The 23,430-nt window shown below is 45.4% G+C and carries 18 protein-coding genes and 5 tRNA genes; 22 read left to right on the top strand and 1 reads right to left on the bottom strand.

The window, feature by feature from the left end; translation table 11 throughout:
• Nucleotides 1–63 precede the first annotated feature (63 nt).
• From gspN to G4D73_RS08205, 21 genes are all read left to right on the top strand, one after another.
• Nucleotides 64–807, top strand: a complete 744-nt coding sequence (gene gspN, locus G4D73_RS08305) for a type II secretion system protein N (RefSeq protein WP_213686506.1) — start codon at nt 64–66, stop codon at nt 805–807.
• Complete coding sequence (locus G4D73_RS08300) at nt 807–1,661, top strand: type II secretion system protein N (protein ID WP_044113058.1); 855 nt, start codon at nt 807–809, stop codon at nt 1,659–1,661. The genes gspN and G4D73_RS08300 overlap by 1 nt, the downstream gene beginning before the upstream one ends.
• A gap of 38 nt (nt 1,662–1,699) precedes the next feature.
• Complete coding sequence (gene gspD, locus G4D73_RS08295) at nt 1,700–3,961, top strand: type II secretion system secretin GspD (RefSeq protein WP_213686505.1); 2,262 nt, start codon at nt 1,700–1,702, stop codon at nt 3,959–3,961.
• Nucleotides 3,962–4,023: 62 nt separating this feature from the next.
• Nucleotides 4,024–4,683, top strand: a complete 660-nt coding sequence (locus G4D73_RS08290; protein WP_004729299.1) for an FHA domain-containing protein — start codon at nt 4,024–4,026, stop codon at nt 4,681–4,683.
• 78 nt (nt 4,684–4,761) lie between these two features.
• Nucleotides 4,762–5,430, top strand: a complete 669-nt coding sequence (gene gph / locus G4D73_RS08285) for a phosphoglycolate phosphatase (protein WP_004278622.1) — start codon at nt 4,762–4,764, stop codon at nt 5,428–5,430.
• Between the two features lie 108 nt (nt 5,431–5,538).
• Nucleotides 5,539–7,032, top strand: a complete 1,494-nt coding sequence (trpE, locus tag G4D73_RS08280; protein ID WP_213686504.1) for an anthranilate synthase component I — start codon at nt 5,539–5,541, stop codon at nt 7,030–7,032.
• A gap of 98 nt (nt 7,033–7,130) precedes the next feature.
• Nucleotides 7,131–7,206: transfer RNA gene (locus G4D73_RS08275), tRNA-Thr, on the top strand.
• 56 nt (nt 7,207–7,262) lie between these two features.
• A tRNA-Tyr gene (locus G4D73_RS08270) sits at nt 7,263–7,346 on the top strand.
• Between the two features lie 38 nt (nt 7,347–7,384).
• Nucleotides 7,385–7,460: transfer RNA gene (locus tag G4D73_RS08265), tRNA-Gly, on the top strand.
• Nucleotides 7,461–7,477: 17 nt separating this feature from the next.
• Nucleotides 7,478–7,552, top strand: a tRNA-Thr gene (locus G4D73_RS08260).
• A gap of 151 nt (nt 7,553–7,703) precedes the next feature.
• Nucleotides 7,704–8,894 (top strand): elongation factor Tu, encoded by a 1,191-nt coding sequence (gene tuf, locus G4D73_RS08255; protein ID WP_004646112.1) that lies wholly within the window; start codon nt 7,704–7,706, stop codon nt 8,892–8,894.
• Nucleotides 8,895–8,946: 52 nt separating this feature from the next.
• Nucleotides 8,947–9,022, top strand: a tRNA-Trp gene (locus G4D73_RS08250).
• A gap of 74 nt (nt 9,023–9,096) precedes the next feature.
• On the top strand, nt 9,097–9,537 hold the full coding sequence (gene secE / locus G4D73_RS08245; RefSeq protein WP_004278617.1) for a preprotein translocase subunit SecE: 441 nt from the start codon (nt 9,097–9,099) through the stop codon (nt 9,535–9,537).
• A gap of 7 nt (nt 9,538–9,544) precedes the next feature.
• Nucleotides 9,545–10,078 (top strand): transcription termination/antitermination protein NusG, encoded by a 534-nt coding sequence (gene nusG / locus G4D73_RS08240; RefSeq protein ID WP_004278615.1) that lies wholly within the window; start codon nt 9,545–9,547, stop codon nt 10,076–10,078.
• A gap of 119 nt (nt 10,079–10,197) precedes the next feature.
• Entirely contained in the window at nt 10,198–10,626 is a 429-nt protein-coding gene (gene rplK / locus G4D73_RS08235) for a 50S ribosomal protein L11 (protein ID WP_004278614.1), read from the top strand.
• Nucleotides 10,627–10,629: 3 nt separating this feature from the next.
• The gene (gene rplA, locus G4D73_RS08230; protein ID WP_004278613.1) at nt 10,630–11,325 is read left to right on the top strand and encodes a 50S ribosomal protein L1; all 696 of its coding nucleotides are present in this window, start codon (nt 10,630–10,632) and stop codon (nt 11,323–11,325) included.
• A 301-nt stretch (nt 11,326–11,626) separates the two neighbouring features.
• Nucleotides 11,627–12,133 (top strand): 50S ribosomal protein L10, encoded by a 507-nt coding sequence (gene rplJ / locus G4D73_RS08225; protein WP_004278612.1) that lies wholly within the window; start codon nt 11,627–11,629, stop codon nt 12,131–12,133.
• Between the two features lie 48 nt (nt 12,134–12,181).
• Nucleotides 12,182–12,547: a 50S ribosomal protein L7/L12 gene (gene rplL / locus G4D73_RS08220; RefSeq protein ID WP_004278611.1), complete on the top strand. Its 366-nt coding sequence runs from the start codon at nt 12,182–12,184 to the stop codon at nt 12,545–12,547.
• 306 nt (nt 12,548–12,853) lie between these two features.
• Entirely contained in the window at nt 12,854–16,942 is a 4,089-nt protein-coding gene (rpoB, locus tag G4D73_RS08215; RefSeq protein WP_213686503.1) for a DNA-directed RNA polymerase subunit beta, read from the top strand.
• A gap of 154 nt (nt 16,943–17,096) precedes the next feature.
• Entirely contained in the window at nt 17,097–21,287 is a 4,191-nt protein-coding gene (gene rpoC, locus G4D73_RS08210; RefSeq protein ID WP_004278609.1) for a DNA-directed RNA polymerase subunit beta', read from the top strand.
• A 201-nt stretch (nt 21,288–21,488) separates the two neighbouring features.
• Nucleotides 21,489–21,854 carry a hypothetical protein gene (locus G4D73_RS08205; protein ID WP_005108070.1) on the top strand — a complete coding sequence of 122 codons (366 nt, stop codon included), beginning with the start codon at nt 21,489–21,491 and terminating at the stop codon, nt 21,852–21,854.
• Between the two features lie 57 nt (nt 21,855–21,911).
• Here G4D73_RS08205 and G4D73_RS08200 read toward each other — a convergent pair whose 3' ends face one another.
• Nucleotides 21,912–22,406 carry a DUF4442 domain-containing protein gene (locus G4D73_RS08200; RefSeq protein WP_191113090.1) on the bottom strand — a complete coding sequence of 165 codons (495 nt, stop codon included), beginning with the start codon at nt 22,404–22,406 and terminating at the stop codon, nt 21,912–21,914.
• Between the two features lie 117 nt (nt 22,407–22,523).
• Here G4D73_RS08200 and G4D73_RS08195 point away from each other — a divergent pair, with 117 nt between their 5' ends.
• The gene (locus G4D73_RS08195; protein ID WP_213686502.1) at nt 22,524–23,405 is read left to right on the top strand and encodes an alpha/beta fold hydrolase; all 882 of its coding nucleotides are present in this window, start codon (nt 22,524–22,526) and stop codon (nt 23,403–23,405) included.
• Nucleotides 23,406–23,430 lie beyond the last annotated feature (25 nt).

Genomic DNA, 23,430 nt, shown 5'->3' with positions numbered 1-23,430 from the left:
GTGTAAGTATAAGGGGAAAATTATAAATGGGGATTTGGACTTGAGCGATTGGTCGTGGTGGGGATGAGCAGTAAATCGAAAACTTTAAGATGGTTGATCCTTGCTCTTGTTGCATTTTTTATTTTTGTCGTATTACAAGTGCCAGCGGCCTGGTTAATTTCAAAATTTTATAAAAATAACCAGACTTTGCATAATGTAAACGGAAATATCTGGCAGGGAAGTGCGGACTGGAAAAAAGGCAATCTTCGGGGCAGTCTGAACTGGAAAGTACGGCCGCTGGATTTGCTGTTGCTGCGGGTTGGGGCAAATGTTGATTTGCATAGTGGCAATACCCAGCTTTCCGGGATCATGGCTTATGGTTTGAATAAATCTTTGATGGTCAAAAATCTTGAAGGGCAGGTCGCGCCTGAAACCTTAAAAAAAGTTGCAGACTGGCAATGGCCGAGTACTGCGATTCAGTTTAAAGATCTGGATTTTAAATATAAAAAAGAACAGGGCTTCAGTCAGTTGGCTGGGCAAATGCAATGGGCGGGTGGTGAGCTGATTTATACCTTTGCTCAGCGTCAGGAACGCATGAATGTACCTGCCATGACTGGAAAACTCGCAGATGAAAGCGGACAGCTGTTAGTTGATGTTCGGGATAGTCGCGATCAACGTATGCTGAATATCAAGCTTGATCCGAGTCTGATGCTGGATATCCAGCTCACCCAGCGCTTTTTAATGAATGCACCTTCTTATGAAGGTAAAGCCGGATTAGATACCTATGTGATCAGTACCCGCCAACCCTTAATGGGAGGCTTGAACTGATGGCAGTTTCTCTGAATGATTTAAAAAATATTGAACTGAAACAGATCGATCGTGCTGCACCTGTGGTTTTGTTACTGCTCATTCTGTATCTATGCTGGAAGCTGGCGGCTTTGTTCTGGTTGCTGATAGCTCCACCCCAAGCCATGCAGCTGGATCGGGTAGAACTGGGTTCGCAACAGGCACAAATTCCGAATATCGGTGCATTTTCACTGTTTCAGGAAGTTGGGCAGTCTGTGGGTGCTATTGAAACGACCAATATCATTTTACAAGGGGTGGTGGTTGCCAGTCCAAGTTATAACTCTTCTGCGGTACTGAAAATTAATGATCAGGTCGATCGTTACCGTGTCGGGGAAATGCTGGCCAATAGCGGTTTTGAGTTGGCTGAGGTGTATTGGGATCGGGTTATTCTGCGTCGATCCACAGGTGCTACTCAGGAAGTCTTATTTAAAGGTCTGGAAAATGGCTTGAATCAACCGATTGTGCCGGAAACATCAGCATCTTCAAGTTCAATGCCTGCTATGCCTTCTAATAGTGGTATGCCTGAGCAGCCTTCGCCACAGAATGAAATTGGTCGGGCCATCCAGCAGATGCAGGAAAACAAGGACCAGTATTTACAGAATATGGGGGTTAGTGCAGCAGATGGTAGTTATGAAGTAACTTCACGGACGCCGGCTGCATTGCGTAATCGCCTGGGTTTAAGACCGGGCGACCGGATTTTGTCTTTAAATGGCCAGACGCTGAGCCAGGGACAGACCGAAGCGCAATTACTGGAACAGGCCCGGCGTGAAGGTCAGGTCAAACTCGAAATAAAACGTGGTGATCAGGTGATGACCATACAACAAGATTTGAAGTGATGTGTCATCACGCATAGGGTTAGGAAACACGAAAGTTTATGGATTTATTTAATAATAATCGATCAGCATGGGCATTCTGTGTGGCCGCACCGTTAATGGCCATGGTCAGTACGGCGAGTTATGCACAAACCTGGAAAATCAACCTTCGAGATGCTGACTTAACTGCATTCATTAATGAAGTGGCCGATATTACCGGCAAAAACTTTGCAGTCGATCCGCGGGTACGTGGCAACGTAACAGTCATTTCCAATAAAGCCCTGAATAAAAATGAAGTCTATGACCTGTTTTTAGGCGTACTGAATGTCAATGGTGTGGTGGCAATTCCTTCGGGTAATACCATCAAGCTGGTTCCGGACAGCAATGTCAAAAGCTCAGGCATTCCCTATGATGCCAGAAGCCGCGCCAGTGGTGACCAGATTGTGACACGGGTGTTGTGGCTGGAAAATACCAATCCGAATGACCTGATTCCTGCATTACGTCCCTTGATGCCGCAGTTTGCCCATTTGGCGGCAGTGCCGGGGACAAATGCACTGATTGTGTCGGATCGCGCCAGCAATATTTACCAGTTGGAAACCATTATTCGCAACCTGGATGGCACCGGTCAGAATGATATTGAAGCGGTCAGCTTACAATCGAGTCAAGCCGAAGAAATGATTGGACTGATCGAGTCCATGACTGCCACCGGTGGAGCTAAAGATGTCCGCGGTTCACGGGTGCGGGTGATTGCAGATACCCGTACCAACCGGATTATCATCAAAGGTGATCCCACGACGCGCAAACGGGTGCGTCAAGTGATCGAAACTCTGGATGTGCCGGCTGCGGATCGTTTGGGTGGTTTAAAAGTTTTTCGTCTGAAATATGCCAGCGCCAAAAATCTTGCGGAAATCTTGCAGGGACTGGTGAGCGGGCAGGCGGTGAACAGTAATTCAAATTCAGGCAGCACATCCTCAAACTCGTCTTCGCTCAGTTCTGGCAGTAATTTAAATAACAACAATACGACTACCGGTTCGAGTAGTAACACCTCTTCAGGCATTCAGCTGAATACCGGCATGAATAATGAGCAGGGCGGAATTACCAGCTTTAATGGCAATGGCGTCAGTATTATTGCCGATACCACACAAAATTCTCTGGTGGTGAAAGCGGATCCGCAACTGATGCGGGAAATTGAATCAGCGATTGACCAGCTGGATATCCGCCGTCAACAGGTTTTGATTGAAGCCGCGATTATTGAAGTGGAAGGAACCGATGCGGATCAACTCGGTGTGCAATGGGCCTTGGGTGATATCAGCAGTGGGATTGGGCTGGTGAACTTCGATAATTTTGGGACTAGTCTGAAAAATATTGCGGCTGGTTATCTCACCGGTGGTGGTGCAGGTGCTGCAAGTGCCGTAGGCGCGGGCAGTTCACTGGTACTCGGTGATTATCGTGAAGGCAGTGATGGTTCCCGACGTCTGTATGGCGCGATGATTCAGGCACTTAAAGAAACCACTAAATCCAACCTGTTGTCTACGCCGTCGATCGTGACCATGGATAACGAAGAAGCCTATATTGTAGTGGGTGAAAACGTACCCTTTGTGACAGGCTCAGTATCTACAGGCGCTGCTGGAGTTGCTAATCCCTATACCACCATTGAACGTAAGGATGTCGGGGTCACTTTAAAGGTGGTTCCACATATTGGCGAAGATGGTACGGTACGCCTGGAAGTGGAACAGGAAGTTTCTGATGTCAAAGCCAGTAAAGGGCAGGCGCAGGATCTGGTGACGAGCAAACGTGCAATTAAAACCTCAATTCTGGCCGAACATGGACAAACCATTGTGCTTGGTGGTCTGATTTCGGATAACACCAGTTATGGACGCCAAGCGGTGCCGGGTCTGGGTGCAATTCCAGGCTTAGGACGTTTATTCCGTTCTGAAGGTAAATCCAATCAGAAGCGTAACTTATTGATCTTTATCCATCCAACCATTGTGGGGGATAAAAATGCAGTGCGTAAACTGACCCAGCAACGTTATAGTCAGTTATATAGTCTGCAACTCGCACTCGATTCAGACGGGAACTTTGCCAAGCTGCCAGAAAGTGTTGAAGATGTGTATCAACAGCGAATTCCGGTATCCAGAACACCATTGCAAAACTCGACTTATCAAACTGTGCCGACCGCACCCGTTCAGGCGCAGCCAGCCAATGTAGTTGTTACGCCGGTAGCGATAGAACCAGTGATTCAGCGACAAGTGGTAGAACCCGTCCAACAGGTAGAAAAAAGTAAAAATACCGTTACAACAACCACACTTAGACCCAAAAGCTAAGTCATTCGCATTTGCAGACAGCATGTTATGATAATGTCAAAGAGAACAGAGAAGTAACTTTCATGACTTGGAAAATACACGCGATTACAGGCGACTTAACAGGACAGGAAATTAGCATTGACCGTGACATGCTGGTGGGGCGTCATCAGGCGGCAGATATCGTGTTACAGGCTGCGGAAATCTCCCGTAAACATGCGGCATTTTTACTAAAGGATGATGCGCTCTGGGTGCAGGATTTGGGTTCATCGAATGGCACTTTCGTCAATGATGTGCAGATTGCGCAAGAAACCTTATTAAAGCAGGATGACATTGTTCAGTTTGCCAGCTTGAAATTTTCAGTAATGGCGCCTGCGGCTGCAGTAGAGGTTCCAGCAGAAATTGAAGCAACGGCAGAAAAAGTCGTGGAACAGGTCGAAGTCGCTGAGCCTACACCTGCACAGCAAATGAATGATCAGGGAATGCCGGAACTGAAACATCGTGATGCTACGGTACAATTAACCCGTGATGGCATGCCAACCAATGTCGGTATTCCAAAACCGGCACCTATTCCGGAAGGCGTGGACATTAATGCGGTAAAACCAGAGCCTACCCCAATTCCGGTTGAGCAGCCTGTATCACGTGTAGAACAGGAAAAAGAAACCCAGAAAAATGTATCTGTAGGTTTGATTTCAGTGATTGTGCTGATTATTTTGGCAATTATGGCTTGGTTGTTGTTCAAATAAGCTGATGATTGGTTACAATCAAGGCATGCATAGCGCATGCCTTTTTTGTGGCTGCGAATATTATAAAAGAGGGTCGGGATGTCTATTGCACAATTAGAAAAGCGCGAACTGATCTTATTCGATCTGGATGGTACCTTGGTGGATTCAGCACATGATCTGTATCGCGCCATGAATATGAGCCTGAATGTGCTGCAATTGCCTCTGGTGACCGAAGAACAGGTACGGACCTGGGTAGGCAAGGGCACGTCGATATTCTGTGAAAGTGTACTCCAGCATCTGGTCGGTGAAGTCACACCGGTACAGCATCAAGAGCTCTTAAACACTTTTCTGGATATTTATAATGTCGATCCCTGTGTTGATACCGTTCCTTTTCCGGGAATCCTGAAATTTCTGGACTGGGCCAAAGCTCAAGGTAAAACCCTGATTTGTGTGACCAATAAGCCTGAACTTCCTGCCCGCAGTATCTTAGATACCTTGGATATGGCTCATTATTTTGCCGATACCATTGGTGGTGACCGTTTTACTGAACGTAAACCGCACCCACGCCAGTTGCTGCACTGTGTTGAACATTATGGCGTAAGTAAAGAACAGGTTTTGCTTATTGGAGATTCTTCCAATGATGTCGAAGCTGCGCGCCGCGCCGGGATTGATTGTGTTGTAGTCAGCTATGGCTATAATCATGGTGAAAATATTGCAGATTGTCAGCCACAGCAGATTGTGGATGATCTTAGAGAATTACTTGCCTAATACGCGTACTAAGGAAAGAAAATGAATAGTTGTAAGGTTTTTCGATGGCGTCGCTCAGTTCAATTCTATTTACATACTGAGTAACCCTAATTTAAAGAGAAAAACCGCATGACCACTCAAGTACAATTCCAGCAACTTGCTGCGCAAGGCTATAACCTCATCCCTGTTTATCGTCAGCGTCTGGCAGATACCGATACACCACTTTCTATTTTTGCTCGGCTTAAACAGCATCAGCAGGCTTATTTATTCGAGTCTGTAGAAGGTGGTGAGAACTGGGCACGCTATTCGATTATTGGACTAGGTGAATCCACGGTATTTTCCTGCAATGCAGGCGAGTTGACGGTACAGCACGCAGATGATTCGATTGAAAAGCAGCACTGTGCGGACCCATTTCAATATATTCGCGACTTTCAGGCGCAATTTAAGGTGCCAACCCAGGCAGAATTACCGGACCTACCGAGTTTTACTGGTGGATTAGTCGGTTACTTTGGTTATGACGCGGTGCGTTATATCGAACCGAAATTAAAAAATGTGCCGGAAGCGGATCCGGTCGGCTTGCCAGATATCTGGATGATGCTCTCTAAAACAGTGATTGTCTTTGATAACCTGAAAGATACCTTGTTCTTAATTGTACATGCGGATGCCACTGCCCCGGGTTCTTATGAAAAAGCACATGAACAATTAAATGAATTGGAAAATATTCTGGCCACGCCCATCAGCCTTAAAGCTGAAAAACATACGCCGCCACATTTTGAGTCCCTCACCGGACATGACAACTTCATTGCTTCGGTCGAAAAGGTCAAAGAGTATATTCGTGCCGGTGATGTAATGCAGGTGGTGCCGGGGCACCGGATGGTCTCTGATTTCGATGGGGATCCGCTACAAGTGTATCGTGCGCTGCGTCATCTCAATCCATCACCGTATTTGTTTCTTGTGCAAGGGCAGACCTTGGAAAACAATACGCCATTCCATATTGTCGGCTCTTCTCCTGAAATTCTGTCCCGTCTGGAAAATGGTATTGCTACCGTACGACCGCTTGCGGGAACACGCCCACGCGGTAAAACCAAAGAAGAGGATCTGGCGCTTGAGGAAGACCTATTATCCGATGAAAAAGAAATTGCCGAACATGTCATGCTGATTGACTTGGGACGTAATGATGTAGGGCGTATCGCAAAAATTGGCAAAGTGCAGGTGACTGATCAAATGGTGATCGAACGTTATTCGCATGTGATGCATATTGTCTCCAATGTGCAGGGTGAAGTGCGTGATGATGTCGATGCTCTGGATGTTTTTAAAGCAACTTTCCCTGCTGGTACACTTTCAGGTGCGCCAAAAATCCGTGCCATGGAAATTATTGACGAAGTTGAGCCGGTAAAACGTGGAATTTTTGGTGGTGCTGTTGGTTATTTAGGCTGGCATGGCGAAATGGACATGTCGATTGCGATTCGTACCTGTATCATTCGCGAAAATAAGGTCTATGTGCAGGCCGGAGCAGGGCTAGTTGCCGACTCAAATCCTGAATCTGAGTGGAATGAAACCCAAATAAAAGCTCGCGCAGTGATCAAAGCGGTTGAATTATCATCAAATGGTTTGATTTTATGAGTTTTTGACGTTTTTTTTGAAAAAAACACTTGCAAGGATTCTGAGTTTTGCTAAACTGCACACCGTTCCGATACGAAACGTACGAAACACTAAGAAACGCCGGCATAGCTCAGTTGGTAGAGCAACTGACTTGTAATCAGTAGGTCCACAGTTCGAATCCGTGTGCCGGCACCATCTTAGAGGTTTGGTAGTGTGAAGTAAAGAACAGCACTGATGTAAGTGTAAAAAATGGTGAGGTTCCCGAGCGGTCAAAGGGGGCGGACTGTAACTCCGCTACGAAAGTTTCGAAGGTTCGAATCCTTCCCTCACCACCAATTTTAAGACTTCAATAAGTGGTTTGTACCAACATCGTGCGGGAGTAGCTCAGTTGGTAGAGCGGTAGCCTTCCAAGCTACATGTCGCGAGTTCGACCCTCGTCTCCCGCTCCATTGAAGTACTAATATTTGCTCTTATAGCTCAGTGGTAGAGCACTCCCTTGGTAAGGGAGAGGTCTCGAGTTCAAATCTCGATAAGAGCTCCAGATTACAGTTTAGCAACTTTGTTGCAAAGAAATTCCAAAAGCAGGCTATTTAGTCTGCTTTTCAAGTATTTGGTGTTCGGTTTTTTTTAAACGATATGTCGGAGCTGGGTTTTACTCAGAATTGTGTTCGACGTAAACGAGGAAGATTAACATGGCTAAGGCTAAGTTTGAACGTAATAAGCCACACGTTAACGTGGGCACAATTGGTCACGTTGACCATGGTAAAACAACTTTAACGGCTGCAATTGCAACTGTATGTGCGAAGAAATTCGGTGGCGAAGCGAAAGACTACGCTGCAATCGACTCTGCACCAGAAGAAAAAGCACGTGGTATTACAATTAATACTTCACACGTAGAATACGATTCTCCAACTCGTCACTACGCTCACGTAGACTGCCCGGGTCACGCCGATTATGTTAAAAACATGATTACTGGTGCTGCTCAGATGGACGGCGCGATCCTTGTATGTGCTGCGACTGATGGTCCTATGCCACAGACTCGTGAACACATCCTGCTTTCTCGTCAGGTAGGTGTACCTTACATCGTTGTATTCTTGAACAAATGCGACCTTGTAGACGATGAAGAGCTTCTTGAGCTAGTTGAAATGGAAGTTCGTGAACTTCTTTCTACTTACGACTTCCCGGGTGATGACACTCCAGTGATCCGTGGTTCTGCTCTTCTTGCGCTTAACGGTGATGACAGCCAATACGGCGAGCCAGCGGTAGTTGCGCTTGTTGAAGCACTTGACTCTTACATTCCAGAGCCAGAGCGTGCAATTGACCTTCCATTCCTTATGCCAATTGAAGACGTATTCTCAATCTCTGGTCGTGGTACAGTAGTAACTGGCCGTGTAGAGACTGGTATCGTTAAAGTAGGTGAGTCTGTAGAAATCGTTGGTATCCGTGATACTCAAACTACTACAGTAACCGGCGTAGAAATGTTCCGTAAGCTTCTTGACGAAGGTCGTGCGGGCGAGAACTGTGGTGTTCTTCTTCGTGGTACTAAGCGTGAAGACGTACAACGTGGTCAAGTATTGACTAAACCAGGTGCGATCAAGCCACACACTAAATTCGATGCGGAAGTATATGTACTTTCTAAAGAAGAAGGTGGTCGTCACACTCCATTCCTTAACGGTTACCGTCCACAGTTCTACTTCCGTACTACGGACGTAACTGGTGCGATCGCGCTTAAAGAAGGCGTGGAAATGGTTATGCCTGGTGACAACGTTGAGATGTCAGTAGAGCTAATCCACCCGATCGCAATGGACCCAGGTCTACGTTTTGCGATCCGTGAAGGTGGTCGTACAGTTGGTGCTGGTGTAGTTGCTAAAGTAACTGCATAATCATAGAATAAGACAAGCAGGTTGGAGCTTAGGCTCCAACTTGTTGTTTTGCAGGTCAGTAGTTCAATTGGTAGAGCGTCGGTCTCCAAAACCGAATGTTGGGGGTTCGAGTCCCTCCTGACCTGCCAAGTTTCTAAAAAGGCGCTTGATGTCGGCAAAATTGGTCATATAATAAGTCGCGAAACCTACGACGAGTACAAAAATGTCGAATGAAAAATCACGCGACGCATTAGGCGAAGCGGCAATTCCTCAAAGAAATAATCCTGCAGTAGATGTAAGTTCTGGTTCTCCATTAGACATGGTTCTATGGGTTATCGCCTTGATTTTATTGGTTGGTGCAATGATGGTAAACCAATATTTACCAGCGTACTGGGCACCTGCGAATGATATTTGGGTGCGCGTTGGGGTGATTTTGGCTTGTATCGTTGCAGCATTCGGTTTATTATACGCCACCCATCAAGGCAAAGGCTTTATTCGTCTGCTAAAAGATGCACGAATTGAGTTGCGTCGAGTGACCTGGCCTACCAAGCAAGAGACGATGTCCACATCTTGGCAAGTTCTTGTTGTAGTCGTAATTGCATCCATCTTATTGTGGTGTTTTGACTATATTTTAGGCTGGTTAATGAAGTTTATTATCGGGTAAGAGAGCTATGAAACGTTGGTACATTATTCATGCCTATTCAGGTTATGAAAAACAAGTGATGCGTTCGCTTAATGATCGAATCCAGCGTAGCGCTGTTGCCGATAGCTTTGGTGAAGTCCTTGTTCCTACCGAAGAAGTGGTAGAAATGAAGGATGGCAAGAAGCGTAAATCAGAGCGTAAGTTCTTTCCTGGCTATGTCCTAGTCGAAATGGAAATGAACGATGATACTTGGCACATTGTTAAAGAATGTCCAAAAGTTTTAGGTTTTATTGGTGGTACGGCTGAAAAACCGGCACCGATTACGCAAAAAGAAGCAGATGCGATTCTTGCGCGTGTACGTAATACTGGTGAAGCGCCTCGTCCTAAGACGATGTTTGAACCAGGCGAAGAATTACTCGTGGTTGACGGTCCATTCACTGACTTTAAAGGTGTGGTGGAAGAAGTTCAATACGAAAAGTCACGTTTAACGCTGACCATTAATGTATTTAACCGACCAACTCAAGTTGAATTGGAATTTCGTCAAGTCGAAAAATCAGTCTAATTTGTATGGGTTGAAAACGCCTGACTTATTTATAAGTCAGGCATTGTTGTTGTAACGGTATCGTTACTTGAAATCATTGGGGAGCCTTCACCGGCGTTTGCACCCAGAGGTAATTTGAAATGGCTAAGAAGATTGACGGCTATATCAAGCTGCAAGTTCCAGCTGGTAAAGCGAATCCATCTCCACCGATTGGTCCTGCACTAGGTCAACGTGGTGTGAACATCATGGCATTCTGTAAAGAATTCAATGCTGCTACACAAAAAGTTGAAGCTGGTCTGCCAATTCCAGTCGTGATCACTGTGTACAACGACAAGTCGTTCACATTCATCATGAAAACTCCACCTGCTGCTGTTCTTCTTAAGAAAGCTGCTGGTATCCAGAAGGGTTCAGCTGTACCTAACAAAACTAAAGTTGGTAAGTTGACTCGTGCTCAAATCGAAGAAATCGCGACTACTAAAGAACCAGATTTGACTGGTGCTGATTTAGACGCACGTGTACGTACCATTGCTGGTTCTGCGCGTTCTATGGGCTTGGAAGTGGAGCTTTAAGACATGGCTAAATTAACTAAACGTCAAAAAGCGATTGTAGCTGCTGTAGAAGCACACAAAGTTTACACGCTAGAAGAAGCTGTTGCAGTTTTAGAGAGCCTTCCAGCTCCTAAATTCAAAGAATCTCTAGATATCGCGGTAAACCTAGGTGTTGATCCTCGTAAATCTGACCAGGTTGTTCGTGGTGCGACTACACTTCCTGCAGGTACTGGTAAAACTGTACGTGTAGCTGTATTCGCTCAAGGCGCTGCTGCTGAAGCTGCTAAAGCTGAAGGCGCAGACGTTGTTGGTTTCGACGATCTTGCTGAAAGCATCCAAGCGGGTAACCTTGACTTTGACGTAGTAATTGCTGCTCCAGATGCAATGCGCGTTGTAGGTAAACTTGGTACGATCCTTGGTCCACGTGGCTTAATGCCAAACCCTAAAGTGGGTACTGTAACTCCTGACGTTGCTACTGCAGTTAAAAATGCAAAAGCTGGTCAAGCACGTTACCGCGTAGACAAAGCTGGTATTATCCACGCTGCGATCGGTCAAGTAGGTTTTGAGGCTGCTGCTGTTCGTCAAAACGTTGAAGCACTTGTTGCTGACTTGAAGCGTTTGAAACCTGCTACGTCTAAAGGCGTATACATTCAAAAGATCACTTTGAGCTCAACTATGGGTCCTGGTTTGATCGTTGATGTAGCAAACGTTTCTAAATAAGTCTCGACTTATTACAGAATTTTAAAGCCCTGAGTAAAATTTGAAGCAGTGCTTCAAATTTTACGCAAGAAACGCTCCGTCGTATTTTGCAAACTTAGGCAAACTTTGAATTGATAAATGAAAATTTATCAGCGTCAAAGACCGCGGGCGAGGGGAGTTTTATGCTTCTCTCTTAATAGTCCAGCCTGCGTAGACGCGGTGGTGTGATTTGTTCATCCTCCGCGTGTGAGTCCAGTGATGGTCTTGCGAATTGGGAGTGTACTTCGCGTAAGTACATAAATCACCGTTAGGAGGTTTTACAATGGCTCTTCTTATCGAAGGCAAAAAACAGATCGTAGCTGAAGTTGCTGAAGTTGCTTCTACTGCATTTGCTGCTGTTGTTGCTGACTACCAAGGTTTGACTGTAGAGCAGTTAACTACTCTACGTGTTGAAGCGCGTAAACTTGGTGTTACTACACGTATCGTTCGTAACACTTTGGCTAAACGTGCTCTTCAAGATACTCAATTCAATATCTTGAACGACAACCTTGTTGGCCCAACAATCTTAGCTTTCTCGAATTCTGAAGACGACATGGGTGCTGCTGCACGTTTGTTCGAAGAATTCGCTAAAACTAATAAAGCATTTGAACTTAAAGCTGCTGCATTTGATGGCAAACTTTATCAAGGTGCAGAAGTTAGCGTAATCGCGAATCTTCCGAACCAAGAGAAAGCGCTTACTATGCTTGCAAACGTTCTTCAAGCTCCTATTTCGAAATTGGGCCGCTTACTTACAGCGCTTCAAGAGAAAAACGAGTCAGAAGCTGCTTAAGCTCAAACTTAAACACACATCATTCAATACCCATTTGGAGTTAATCTCATGGCTTTAACAAACGAAGAAATCCTAAACGCAGTTGCTGAAAAAACTGTTCTTGAACTTGTTGAACTTATCTCTGCTTTCGAAGAGAAATTCAATGTATCTGCTGCTGCTGTAGCTGTTGCTGCTGGTCCAGCTGCTGCTGCTGCTGAAGAACAAACTGAATTCAATGTTGAATTGACTTCTTTCGGCGCGAACAAAGTTGCTGTAATTAAAGCAGTTCGTGAAGCGACTGGCCTTGGCTTGAAAGAAGCTAAAGACATGGTTGAAGGCGCTCCTGCAGTTCTTAAAGAAGGCGTTTCGAAAGAAGAAGGCGAAGAGCTTAAGAAGAAACTTGAAGAAGCTGGTGCTACAGTTACTCTTAAGTAATTTCTTAAGGGAGCCGGTTTTTTATAATCGGCTCCAAAAATTGGCTGATGGCTCTTGGGTCATCAGCCTTTTTGCGTTACAATAATCGGCTCGATTTTTGTTTGCATGATATAAAAATCATACAAATTGAAAATAAACATAATGAACAAACGTTTACCAATATTTTTCATTAAAAAATATTGATAAGCGTTTTAATACCACTAAAAATTGCAGCATTTGTAAAGAGTGGTGGCCATATCGGCCAGCGTAATTCCTTCTGAGCCCGTTCTGCAGGCGGGCTTGGTTTACACTTTCCGAGGACTCCAGATGGCATACTCATATACCGAAAAGAAACGGATCCGTAAGAATTTTGGTAAATTGCCTAGCGTCATGGATGCTCCGTACTTGCTCGCGATTCAAGTCGACTCGTACAGAACATTCTTACAAGATGGCAAATCACCAAAAAACCGCGAAGATATCGGTCTCCAAGCCGCATTTCGTTCAGTTTTTCCTATTGAAAGTTATTCTGGCAATGCTGCTTTAGAATTTGTTGAGTATAGTCTTGGTAAGCCTGAGTTTGATGTACGCGAATGTATCCTTCGTGGCTCAACTTATGCAGCACCAATGCGTGTAAAAATTCGTTTGATCCTGAAAGATCGTGAAACGAAGTCAATTAAAGACGTACGTGAACAAGAAGTCTATATGGGCGAAATGCCATTGATGACGGATAACGGTACCTTTGTAATTAACGGTACCGAGCGTGTGATCGTGTCACAATTACACCGTTCACCAGGCGTATTCTTTGACCACGATAAAGGCAAGACTCACTCAAGTGGTAAAGTCCTTTATTCAGCGCGTATCATTCCTTACCGTGGTTCATGGTTAGACTTTGAATTCGATGCCAAAGACTTAGTCTATGTACGTATTGACCGTCGTCGTAAATTGCTTGCGACTGTGGTACTTCGTGCCTTGGGTTACAGCAACGAAAACATTCTCAACATGTTCTACGAGAAAGTACCTGTGTATCTTGACATGGGTAGCTACCAGATTGACCTGGTGCCTGAACGTCTGCGTGGCGAAATGGCACAATTTGACATCCTGGACAAGGATGGCAAAGCAATTGTTGAGCAAGGTAAACGTATCAATGCGCGTCATGTACGTCAAATGGAAGCTTCAGGTCTTGAAAAACTTGCAGTGCCAGATGAGTACCTGTATGAGCGTATCACTGCTGAAGACATCCCATTAAAAGATGGTGATGTGATTGCAGCCAATACTGTATTAAGCCATGAAATCATGGTGAAAATTGCAGAAGGCGGCGTGAAGCAGTTCAATATCCTGTTCACTAATGATATCGACCGCGGTTCATTCGTTGCAGATTCTCTACGTGCAGATACGACGAGCAATCGTGAAGAAGCATTGGTAGAAATCTACAAAGTGATGCGTCCGGGCGAGCCACCAACAAAAGAAGCTGCTGAAAACTTATTCAACAACTTGTTCTTCTCTTCTGAACGTTATGACTTGTCCCCAGTCGGTCGTATGAAGTTCAACCGTCGTTTGGGTCGTCCTTACGAAGTCGGTACAGACCAGAAGTCACGTGAAGTTGAAGGCATTCTCTCGAACGAAGATATCACTGATGTATTAAAAACATTAGTTGAAATCCGTAACGGTAAAGGTGAAGTCGACGATATCGATCACCTGGGTAACCGTCGTGTTCGTTCTGTTGGTGAAATGACAGAAAACCAATTCCGTGTAGGTCTGGTTCGTGTTGAACGTGCTGTTAAAGAACGTTTAAGCCAAGCTGAAACTGACAACCTGTCTCCGCAAGATTTGATCAATGCGAAACCTGTTGCTGCTGCAATTAAAGAATTCTTTGGTTCAAGCCAGTTGTCTCAGTTTATGGACCAAAACAACCCGTTATCTGAGATTACGCACAAACGTCGTGTTTCTGCGCTTGGTCCCGGCGGTTTGACGCGTGAACGTGCAGGCTTTGAAGTACGTGACGTACATCAAACTCACTACGGTCGTGTATGTCCAATTGAAACACCGGAAGGTCCAAACATTGGTTTGATCAACTCGCTTTCTGTTTATGCGAAATGTAACAACTTTGGTTTCCTGGAAACCCCATACCGTAAAGTTGTTGATGGTCGTGTAACAGATGAAGTTGAATACCTTTCTGCGATTGAAGAAGTAGGCACTGTCATTGCACAGGCCGATTCTGCAATGGATAAAGATGGTAATTTAACAGAAGAGTTTGTATCTGTTCGTCATCAGGGTGACTTCGTACGTATTCCTCCTGAAAAAGTAACGCATATGGATGTATCTGCTCAGCAGGTTGTATCTGTAGCAGCGTCACTGATTCCATTCCTAGAACACGATGATGCCAACCGTGCATTAATGGGTTCGAACATGCAACGTCAGGCAGTTCCGACGTTGATCGCTGACAAGCCGCTTGTTGGTACCGGTATGGAAGCGAACGTAGCACATGACTCAGGTGTATGTGTGATCGCTCAGCGTGGTGGTCGTATCGAGTTTGTTGATGCGTCTCGTGTGGTTATTCGTGTGAATGAAGACGAAATGATCGCAGGTGAAGCAGGTGTAGATATCTACAACCTGATCAAGTACACCCGTTCGAACCAGAACACTTGTATCAACCAGAAAGTTCTTGTGAACCTAGGTGATAAAGTAGGTCGTGGTGATGTACTGGCTGATGGTCCATCGACTGATGGCGGTGAGCTGGCATTGGGTCAAAACATGCGCGTTGCGTTCATGACCTGGAACGGTTACAACTACGAAGACTCGATCTTACTTTCTGAGCGTGTACTTCAAGAAGACCGTTTAACCTCGATTCATATCCAGGAATTGTCATGTGTCGCACGTGATACCAAACTGGGTGCGGAAGAAATCACTGCCGATATCCCGAACGTGGGTGAAGCTGCTCTATCTAAACTGGACGAGTCAGGTATCGTTTACATCGGTGCAGAAGTAACTGCTGGCGATATCCTTGTTGGTAAAGTAACCCCTAAAGGTGAAACACAGCTTACTCCAGAAGAAAAATTGCTACGTGCAATCTTCGGTGAAAAAGCGGCTGACGTAAAAGATTCATCTTTACGCGTTCCATCGGGTACGAAAGGTACTGTGATTGACGTTCAAGTGTTTACACGTGATGGTCTTGAAAAAGATGAACGTGCTCAAGCAATTGAAAAAGCACAGCTTGATGCATACCGTAAAGACTTGAAAGAAGAATTCAAAATCTTCGAAGAAGCTGCACGTGAACGTGTAATCCGTCTACTTAACGGCCAAGAGTCGAATGGTGGCGGTACAACTAAACGTGGCGACAAACTGTCTGAAGACGTGTTGTCTGATTTAGAGCTTGTTGATCTTCTTGAAATTCAACCAGTTGATGAAGCAATTGCTGAACGTTTAACTCAAATTCAAGTGTTCTTGAAAGAGAAGAGCTTCGAAATTGACGAGAAATTTGCTGAGAAAAAACGCAAACTTTCTACAGGCGATGAACTGACGACTGGTGTATTGAAAGTTGTTAAAGTTTATCTTGCTGTAAAACGTCGCATCCAGCCGGGTGATAAGATGGCGGGTCGTCACGGTAACAAAGGTGTTGTATCAAACATCTTGCCGGTAGAAGACATGCCACATGATGCCAACGGTGTACCTGTTGATATCGTATTGAACCCGCTTGGCGTACCATCGCGTATGAACGTGGGTCAGATTCTTGAAACTCACTTGGGTATGGCGGCGAAAGGTCTTGGCGATCAAATCGACAAGATGATGAAAGAGCAACGTACTGTACTTGAGCTTCGTGATTTCCTGGACAAGATTTACAACAAAGTTGGTGGCGAACAAGAAGATCTTGATAGCTTGACTGATGAAGAAATCTTGAAACTTTCTGGCAACTTGCGTGCTGGTGTACCTTTGGCTACTCCTGTATTCGATGGTGCTGAAGAAGGTCAGATCAAAGAGTTGTTACAACTTGCAGGCCTGTCTAGTACTGGTCAGACCGTATTATATGATGGTCGTACTGGTGAGCGTTTCGATCGTCCGGTAACTGTCGGTTACATGTACATGCTGAAACTGAACCACTTGGTTGATGACAAGATGCATGCGCGTTCAACTGGTTCTTACTCTCTAGTTACGCAACAGCCGCTTGGTGGTAAAGCACAATTCGGTGGTCAGCGTTTCGGTGAGATGGAAGTCTGGGCACTAGAAGCTTACGGTGCAGCATATACGCTACAAGAAATGCTGACTGTGAAATCGGATGACGTTGAAGGCCGTACCCGTATCTACAAGAACATTGTAGATGGCAACCATTATATGGATCCGGGCATGCCTGAATCGTTCAACGTATTGACCAAAGAGATCCGTTCTTTAGGTATCAACATTGAACTGAAAAATGGTGACTAATTAGTTCCATTGAATCTCCCTAAACCCCTCTTTGATAAAGAGGGGCTTCCCCCTTAACAAAGGGGGGACTGAGGGGGATTAAAATTCAGTTAAAAAAACAATATTTGTGACCCAGTTGTTGAGTGAAAATCTCCACAACACACGGAGAAAAAAATTGAAAGACTTGCTCGATATCATGCGCAAAAAGACGGATTCAGACGGTCATGCTCCTGTAGAGTTTGACCGCATCCGTATTGGTCTTGCGTCACCAGAAATGATTAAGTCATGGTCTCACGGTGAAGTTAAAAAGCCAGAAACCATTAACTATCGTACGTTCAAGCCTGAACGTGATGGTTTGTTCTGTGCCAAAATCTTTGGTCCAGTGAAAGATTACGAATGCTTGTGTGGTAAATACAAGCGTATGAAATACAAAGGCGTCATTTGTGAAAAATGTGGCGTTGAAGTAACAACTGCGAAAGTTCGTCGTGAACGTATGGGTCACATCGAGCTGGCGTCTCCAGTTGCCCACATCTGGTTCTTAAAATCATTACCGAGCCGTATCGGTCTATTATTAGACATGACGCTACGTGATATTGAACGTGTATTGTATTTCGAATCTTATGTAGTGACCGATCCGGGTATGACTCCATTTGAGAAATACCAACTTCTAAATGATGAAGAATACTTCAATGCATTAGAAGAACACGGTGATGAATTCACAGCGAAAATGGGTGCTGAAGCAGTTCAAGACTTGTTGAAAGACATTGATCTTGAAGCTGAAATTGCGCGTCTTCGTGAAGAAATTCCTGTTACAACTTCAGAAACCAAGCTGAAAAAAGCGTCTAAGCGTTTGAAGTTGATGGAAGCATTCAACGATTCGAACAACAAGCCAGAATGGATGGTGTTGACTGTACTTCCAGTTCTTCCACCAGATCTTCGTCCGCTTGTACCACTTGAAGGTGGTCGTTTCGCGACTTCTGACCTGAATGATCTTTACCGTCGTGTGATCAACCGTAACAACCGTTTGAAGCGTCTTCTTGACCTTGCAGCGCCAGACATCATCGTACGTAACGAAAAACGTATGTTACAAGAGTCTGTAGATGCATTGCTGGATAACGGTCGTCGTGGTCGTGCAATTACCGGTTCGAACAAGCGTCCGCTTAAATCTTTGGCAGACATGATCAAAGGTAAGCAAGGTCGTTTCCGTCAAAACTTACTTGGTAAGCGTGTTGACTACTCTGGTCGTTCGGTAATTACTGTTGGTCCAAACCTGCGTTTGCACCAATGTGGTCTTCCGAAGAAAATGGCACTTGAACTGTTCAAGCCATTCATTTTCGCGAAACTACAGGCCTCTGGTCAAGCAACCACCATTAAAGCTGCGAAGAAAATGGTTGAGCGCGAAACCCCGGAAGTTTGGGACGTTCTTGCTCACGTGATTCGTCAACATCCAGTGATGTTGAACCGTGCGCCAACCCTTCACCGTTTGGGTCTTCAAGCATTTGAACCGATCCTGATCGAAGGTAAAGCGATCCGTCTACACCCACTCGTATGTGCTGCGTTTAACGCCGACTTCGATGGTGACCAAATGGCGGTACACGTACCATTAACACTTGAAGCTCAGCTTGAAGCTCGTGCGTTAATGATGTCGACTAACAACATTCTGTCTCCAGCGAACGGTGAGCCAATCATCGTACCGTCTCAGGACGTGGTCTTGGGCTTGTATTACATCACGCGTGATGCAATCAATGCCAAAGGTGAAGGCATGGTGTTCGCGGATACTCACGAAGTAAACCGTGCACTGGCAACAGGTCAGGTTGATCTACACGCTCGCGTTAAAGCACGTGTACACCAGACTGTGATCGACGAAGATGGTAACCGTGAACAGCAAACCATTATTGTAGATACGACGCCTGGTCGCTGCCTACTTTGGGAAGTTGTACCTGAAGGTATGGATTTCCAGCAAATTAACGTTGAGATGACCAAGAAAAACATCTCGAAATTAATTAACTCTTGCTACCGTAAATTGGGTCTGAAAGATACTGTTATCTTCGCTGACCAGTTGATGTACTTGGGCTTCCGTCAAGCGACGCGTTCAGGTGTATCTGTCGGTATGGAAGACATGGTTATTCCACCGCAAAAACAAGCAATTATTGGTAAAGCGGAAGCTGAAGTTCGTGAAATCGAACAACAGTTCGAACAAGGTTTCGTAACTGCCGGCGAACGTTATAACAAAGTGGTCGATATTTGGGCGCGTACCAATGACCAGGTTGCTAAAGCGATGATGGACAACTTGTCTTTTACCACTGTGAAGAACAAACAGGGTGAAGACGAGAAGCAAAAATCATTCAACTCGATCTACATGATGTCTGACTCGGGTGCCCGTGGTTCGGCAGCTCAGATTCGTCAGTTGGCGGGTATGCGTGGTTTGATGGCGAAGCCGGATGGCTCGATCATTGAAACGCCGATTAAAGCGAACTTCCGTGAAGGTTTGACCGTACTTCAGTACTTCATCTCGACACACGGTGCGCGTAAAGGTTTGGCCGATACAGCACTGAAAACTGCGAACTCTGGTTACTTGACTCGTCGTCTAGTAGACGTTGCGCAGGACTTGGTCATTACTGAGCCGGATTGTGGTACGTATGACGGTCTGGTAATGACTCCGTTCATTCAAGGTGGCGATGTAATCGAAAACCTGGGTGCACGAGTATTGGGTCGTGTGGTTGCTGAAGATGTGAAACGTGTAGGTACAGATGAAGTTCTGCTTCCACGTAATACTTTAATTGACGAGAAATTGGCGACATTTATTGAAAGCCAAGGTGTCGACGAAATTAAAGTACGTTCAGTAGTGAACTGTGCGTCTACCTTCGGTGTATGTGCGAAATGTTACGGTCGTGACCTAGCACGTGGTCACCAGGTGAACCCGGGTGAGTCTGTTGGTGTAATGGCAGCTCAATCGATTGGTGAGCCAGGTACACAGTTAACGATGCGTACCTTCCACGTTGGTGGTGCTGCAAGCCGAACTTCTGCTGCAAACAGCGTACAAGTTCGTAACCAAGGTACAGTACGTTTCCATAACGTGAAAACAGTACAACATGCCAAAGGTCACTTGGTATCGACTTCACGTTCAGGTGAAATCGGTATTGCGGATGATTTAGGTCGTGAGCGCGAGCGCTATAAACTTCCTTACGGTGCGTCTATCTTGCTGAAAGATGGCGAAGCTGTAGAAGCAGGCGGTATTGTGGCGACTTGGGATCCGCATACACATCCATTAGTAACAGAAGTTGCTGGTAAAGTACGTTTCAGCCAGATTGCTGATGGCGTGACGGTTACTTCTAAAACTGATGATGCAACAGGTATGTCAACTATCGAAATCTTGCCAGTGACTTCACGTCCTGCGTCAGGTAAAGATTTGCGTCCTGCTGTTGTGTTGGATACCGTTGATGGTGGCGAACAGTTCTACTTCCTGCCACAGAACACGATTCTTTCTGTTCGTGATGGCGAAACGATTGGTGTCGGTGATGTCATCGGTCGTGTACCACAAGAAACTTCACGTACCCGTGATATTACCGGTGGTCTGCCGCGTGTAGCTGACTTGTTCGAAGCACGTAAGCCAAAAGAGCATGCAATCCTTGCAGAAGTGTCGGGTGTTGTAAGCTTTGGTAAAGAGACCAAAGGTAAGAACCGTCTGGTGATTACGCCGGATGATGGCTCTGAGATTTATGAAGAGCTGATTCCGAAATGGCGTACGATTAACGTGTTCGAAGGCGAACATGTGAACCGTGGTGAAACTATTTCTGATGGTCCACAGAACCCGCACGATATCTTGCGTTTGAAAGGCGAAGTTGCGCTGACAAACTACATCGTGAACGAAGTTCAGGACGTATACCGTCTGCAAGGTGTAAAAATCAACGACAAGCATATTGAAGTGATCGTACGTCAAATGCTGCGTAAAGTTGATATCACTGACGGTGGCGATACCAGCTTCATCAAAGGCGAACAAGTGGATTACATCCGTGTTGTTCAGGAAAACCAAGCAGTTCTTGCGCAAAACAAGTTCCCTGCGAAGTTTGAACGTCAATTGATGGGTATTACGAAAGCGTCGCTTTCTACTGACTCGTTCATCTCTGCTGCATCGTTCCAGGAAACCACGCGTGTGTTAACTGAAGCGGCTGTAACAGGTAAAGAAGATGACTTACGTGGCTTGAAAGAGAACGTGGTTGTAGGTCGTCTGATCCCAGCGGGTACAGGTTTGGCTTACCACCTAGAGCGTCGTCGTCAAGAAGCAGAAGCTGCAGAATTTGAACTGCACAATGACTTCTCTGATGTAGACCAAGCTCTAAGTCAGGCATTTAACGAAGAATTCTAATTCGAGTTAAAGCTGAGAAAAGAGACGCCTTCGGGCGTCTTTTTTTGTCTGAAATTTATAAATAAGACATCTTGAACAGAAGAATAATCCATTGATATTTACAAAACTCAGCAGGAATACCGAGAGAAGTAACACGCTACAGATTTTAGTTTCATAAAATGAAGATAAGCTTAATTAAAGCAAGACAGGAAGGCCAAGGTCATGAAAAAATTAATGGGTGTTATGGCAGTTGCCACTCTTTCCACCTTTATGTTGGCGGGTTGTGAAAGTATGTCTGCCAATGAGCAACGGATCGGTGCTGCGGCCCTTGGTGGTGCAGTCGGTGGTGGTGTCGGTAATAAAGTCGGCGGTGGCGTTGGTGCAGCTGTTGGTGGTGGTGCCGGTGCGGCAGTGGGTAGTAAATCCCAAGGCGGTTCAAATCGTAATGCGACCTATAGTGGTGTAGGTGGTGCTGTTGGTTCAGCAGTCGGTAAAAGCATCTTCGGTGGTAACGCGGGTGCTGCAATTGGTGGTGCAATCGGTGGTGGTGCCGGTGCTGCGATTGAACAGGATAACCGTCGTCGTTAAGTCGAAAGTCATTTCAGATTTAGCTAGATTTAAAAGCGCCAATGTGGCGCTTTTATCTTATTTAGGAGCGTTAATTTTCGCTTTGCTCTGTTTCCGCCGGATATATACCGTTTTTTCTACTTCGGCAATTCTGACCCCGGCTTCATCATAAATATTCAGCTGATAATGCCGATACACTGGCGCGTTGTCAGTCGCCAGATTGATAATCGTGGCAATTTCTTCAGCAGAAATCCGAATGTCTGCTACCACTGTACCGCGACCCGGTGCCAAAAACTGAATGCTGGCGCCTTTATCCCAGACCAGGTATTTCGGCCCCAAATGATGCATCAGCAATAACATATAAAAGGGATCGACCATTGAATACAGGCTGCCACCAAAATGCACACCGACAATATTCTGGTTCTTACGGGTCAGCGGCATTTTGACCCGAACGTGATAATTATTAAAATCAATCTTATCAATTTCAATGCCTGCACCACGATAAGGGGCATAGCGGTTCAGAATAAATTTTGAAACCAGAGGCAGTTTTTGAATTTTCTGGAATAGGCTCATACTGACATTCTTTTTGCGGCTGTGATTATGCATACTAGAGCAACAAAAATGCGCTGGCATTGATCAATCATGCCGATTTATAAACTAAGTGGTCAATAATAAAAACAGGATCAAAAGATGGAAACACAAGTGCAATGGGTCGATACCACGGATCAGCAGTGTCTCTGTGTCAAAACTTATGGACAACCCGAACAAACAGCCTTGGTACTGGTTCATGGCTATCCTGATCATCAAGCAGTTTGGGAGCCAGTCATTGCTCATTTGAGTCAGGATTATTTTGTGGTGACTTATGATGTCCGGGGCGCAGGGGAGTCCAGTATTCCCAAAAAAATCTCCGATTACCGCTTGGCCCGTTTAAGTCAGGATCTGGAAGAGGTGGTGAATAAGGTATTGCCGAATCGAGCTTTTCATCTGGCTGCGCATGACTGGGGCTCAATTCAGTCCTGGGAATCTGTCACCGATCCACGCTTTAAAGGGCGAATTCTGTCTTATAGCACCTTATCTGGGCCATGTCTGGATCATGCCGCTTTCTGGATGCGTGAACAGTTCCAGCAAAACAAAGCAAAATTTTTAAAGCAAATGAGCAAATCTTGGTATATCGCGATGTTTCAGTTGCCTTTAGTGGCGCCGTTGGCCTGGAATTTTTTTAATCCGCAGCGTTGGGGCAAGATCGTGCAGCAACTGGAAAGACACGATGATCTGCCACTCAACCCGCATATTGTCAAAGATGGCAAATATGGTGTGAACCTGTATCGGGCCAATTTTTTGCCACGCTTAGCTCAACCACGGCAGCGTTTTGCCATCTGTCCGGTACAGGCGATTATGCTGAAATATGACCAGTTTGTCGGGCCAGATCTGGTTGATGAAATGTCAAAATGGGTGGATGATTTCTCGAAAGTAGAACTGGCTGCCAATCACTGGACGATCCTGAGTCAACCGGAGCAAGTGGCTCAATTGATTGATGAGTTTATTCAGCGTAAATCTGCTGACATTCATTGACAGGCCACTCCGCGAAACATGACCC

Origin of the sequence: Acinetobacter sp. WY4 (assembly GCF_018438165.1) — a bacterium.
Classification (GTDB): Bacteria; Pseudomonadota; Gammaproteobacteria; order Pseudomonadales; family Moraxellaceae; genus Acinetobacter.
This window is presented reverse-complemented; position numbering and strand designations above follow the sequence as displayed.

Excerpts from the sequence above, each read along its gene's own strand:
- gspN (WP_213686506.1), top strand. The coding sequence starts at position 64 with ATGAGCAGTAAATCGAAAACTTTAAGATGGTTGATCCTTGCTCTTGTT.
- G4D73_RS08300 (WP_044113058.1), top strand. The coding sequence starts at position 807 with ATGGCAGTTTCTCTGAATGATTTAAAAAATATTGAACTGAAACAGATC.
- gspD (WP_213686505.1), top strand. The coding sequence starts at position 1,700 with ATGGATTTATTTAATAATAATCGATCAGCATGGGCATTCTGTGTGGCC.
- G4D73_RS08290 (WP_004729299.1), top strand. The coding sequence starts at position 4,024 with ATGACTTGGAAAATACACGCGATTACAGGCGACTTAACAGGACAGGAA.
- gph (WP_004278622.1), top strand. The coding sequence starts at position 4,762 with ATGTCTATTGCACAATTAGAAAAGCGCGAACTGATCTTATTCGATCTG.
- trpE (WP_213686504.1), top strand. The coding sequence starts at position 5,539 with ATGACCACTCAAGTACAATTCCAGCAACTTGCTGCGCAAGGCTATAAC.
- tuf (WP_004646112.1), top strand. The coding sequence starts at position 7,704 with ATGGCTAAGGCTAAGTTTGAACGTAATAAGCCACACGTTAACGTGGGC.
- secE (WP_004278617.1), top strand. The coding sequence starts at position 9,097 with ATGTCGAATGAAAAATCACGCGACGCATTAGGCGAAGCGGCAATTCCT.
- nusG (WP_004278615.1), top strand. The coding sequence starts at position 9,545 with ATGAAACGTTGGTACATTATTCATGCCTATTCAGGTTATGAAAAACAA.
- rplK (WP_004278614.1), top strand. The coding sequence starts at position 10,198 with ATGGCTAAGAAGATTGACGGCTATATCAAGCTGCAAGTTCCAGCTGGT.
- rplA (WP_004278613.1), top strand. The coding sequence starts at position 10,630 with ATGGCTAAATTAACTAAACGTCAAAAAGCGATTGTAGCTGCTGTAGAA.
- rplJ (WP_004278612.1), top strand. The coding sequence starts at position 11,627 with ATGGCTCTTCTTATCGAAGGCAAAAAACAGATCGTAGCTGAAGTTGCT.
- rplL (WP_004278611.1), top strand. The coding sequence starts at position 12,182 with ATGGCTTTAACAAACGAAGAAATCCTAAACGCAGTTGCTGAAAAAACT.
- rpoB (WP_213686503.1), top strand. The coding sequence starts at position 12,854 with ATGGCATACTCATATACCGAAAAGAAACGGATCCGTAAGAATTTTGGT.
- G4D73_RS08205 (WP_005108070.1), top strand. The coding sequence starts at position 21,489 with ATGAAAAAATTAATGGGTGTTATGGCAGTTGCCACTCTTTCCACCTTT.
- G4D73_RS08200 (WP_191113090.1), bottom strand. The coding sequence starts at position 22,406 with ATGAGCCTATTCCAGAAAATTCAAAAACTGCCTCTGGTTTCAAAATTT.
- G4D73_RS08195 (WP_213686502.1), top strand. The coding sequence starts at position 22,524 with ATGGAAACACAAGTGCAATGGGTCGATACCACGGATCAGCAGTGTCTC.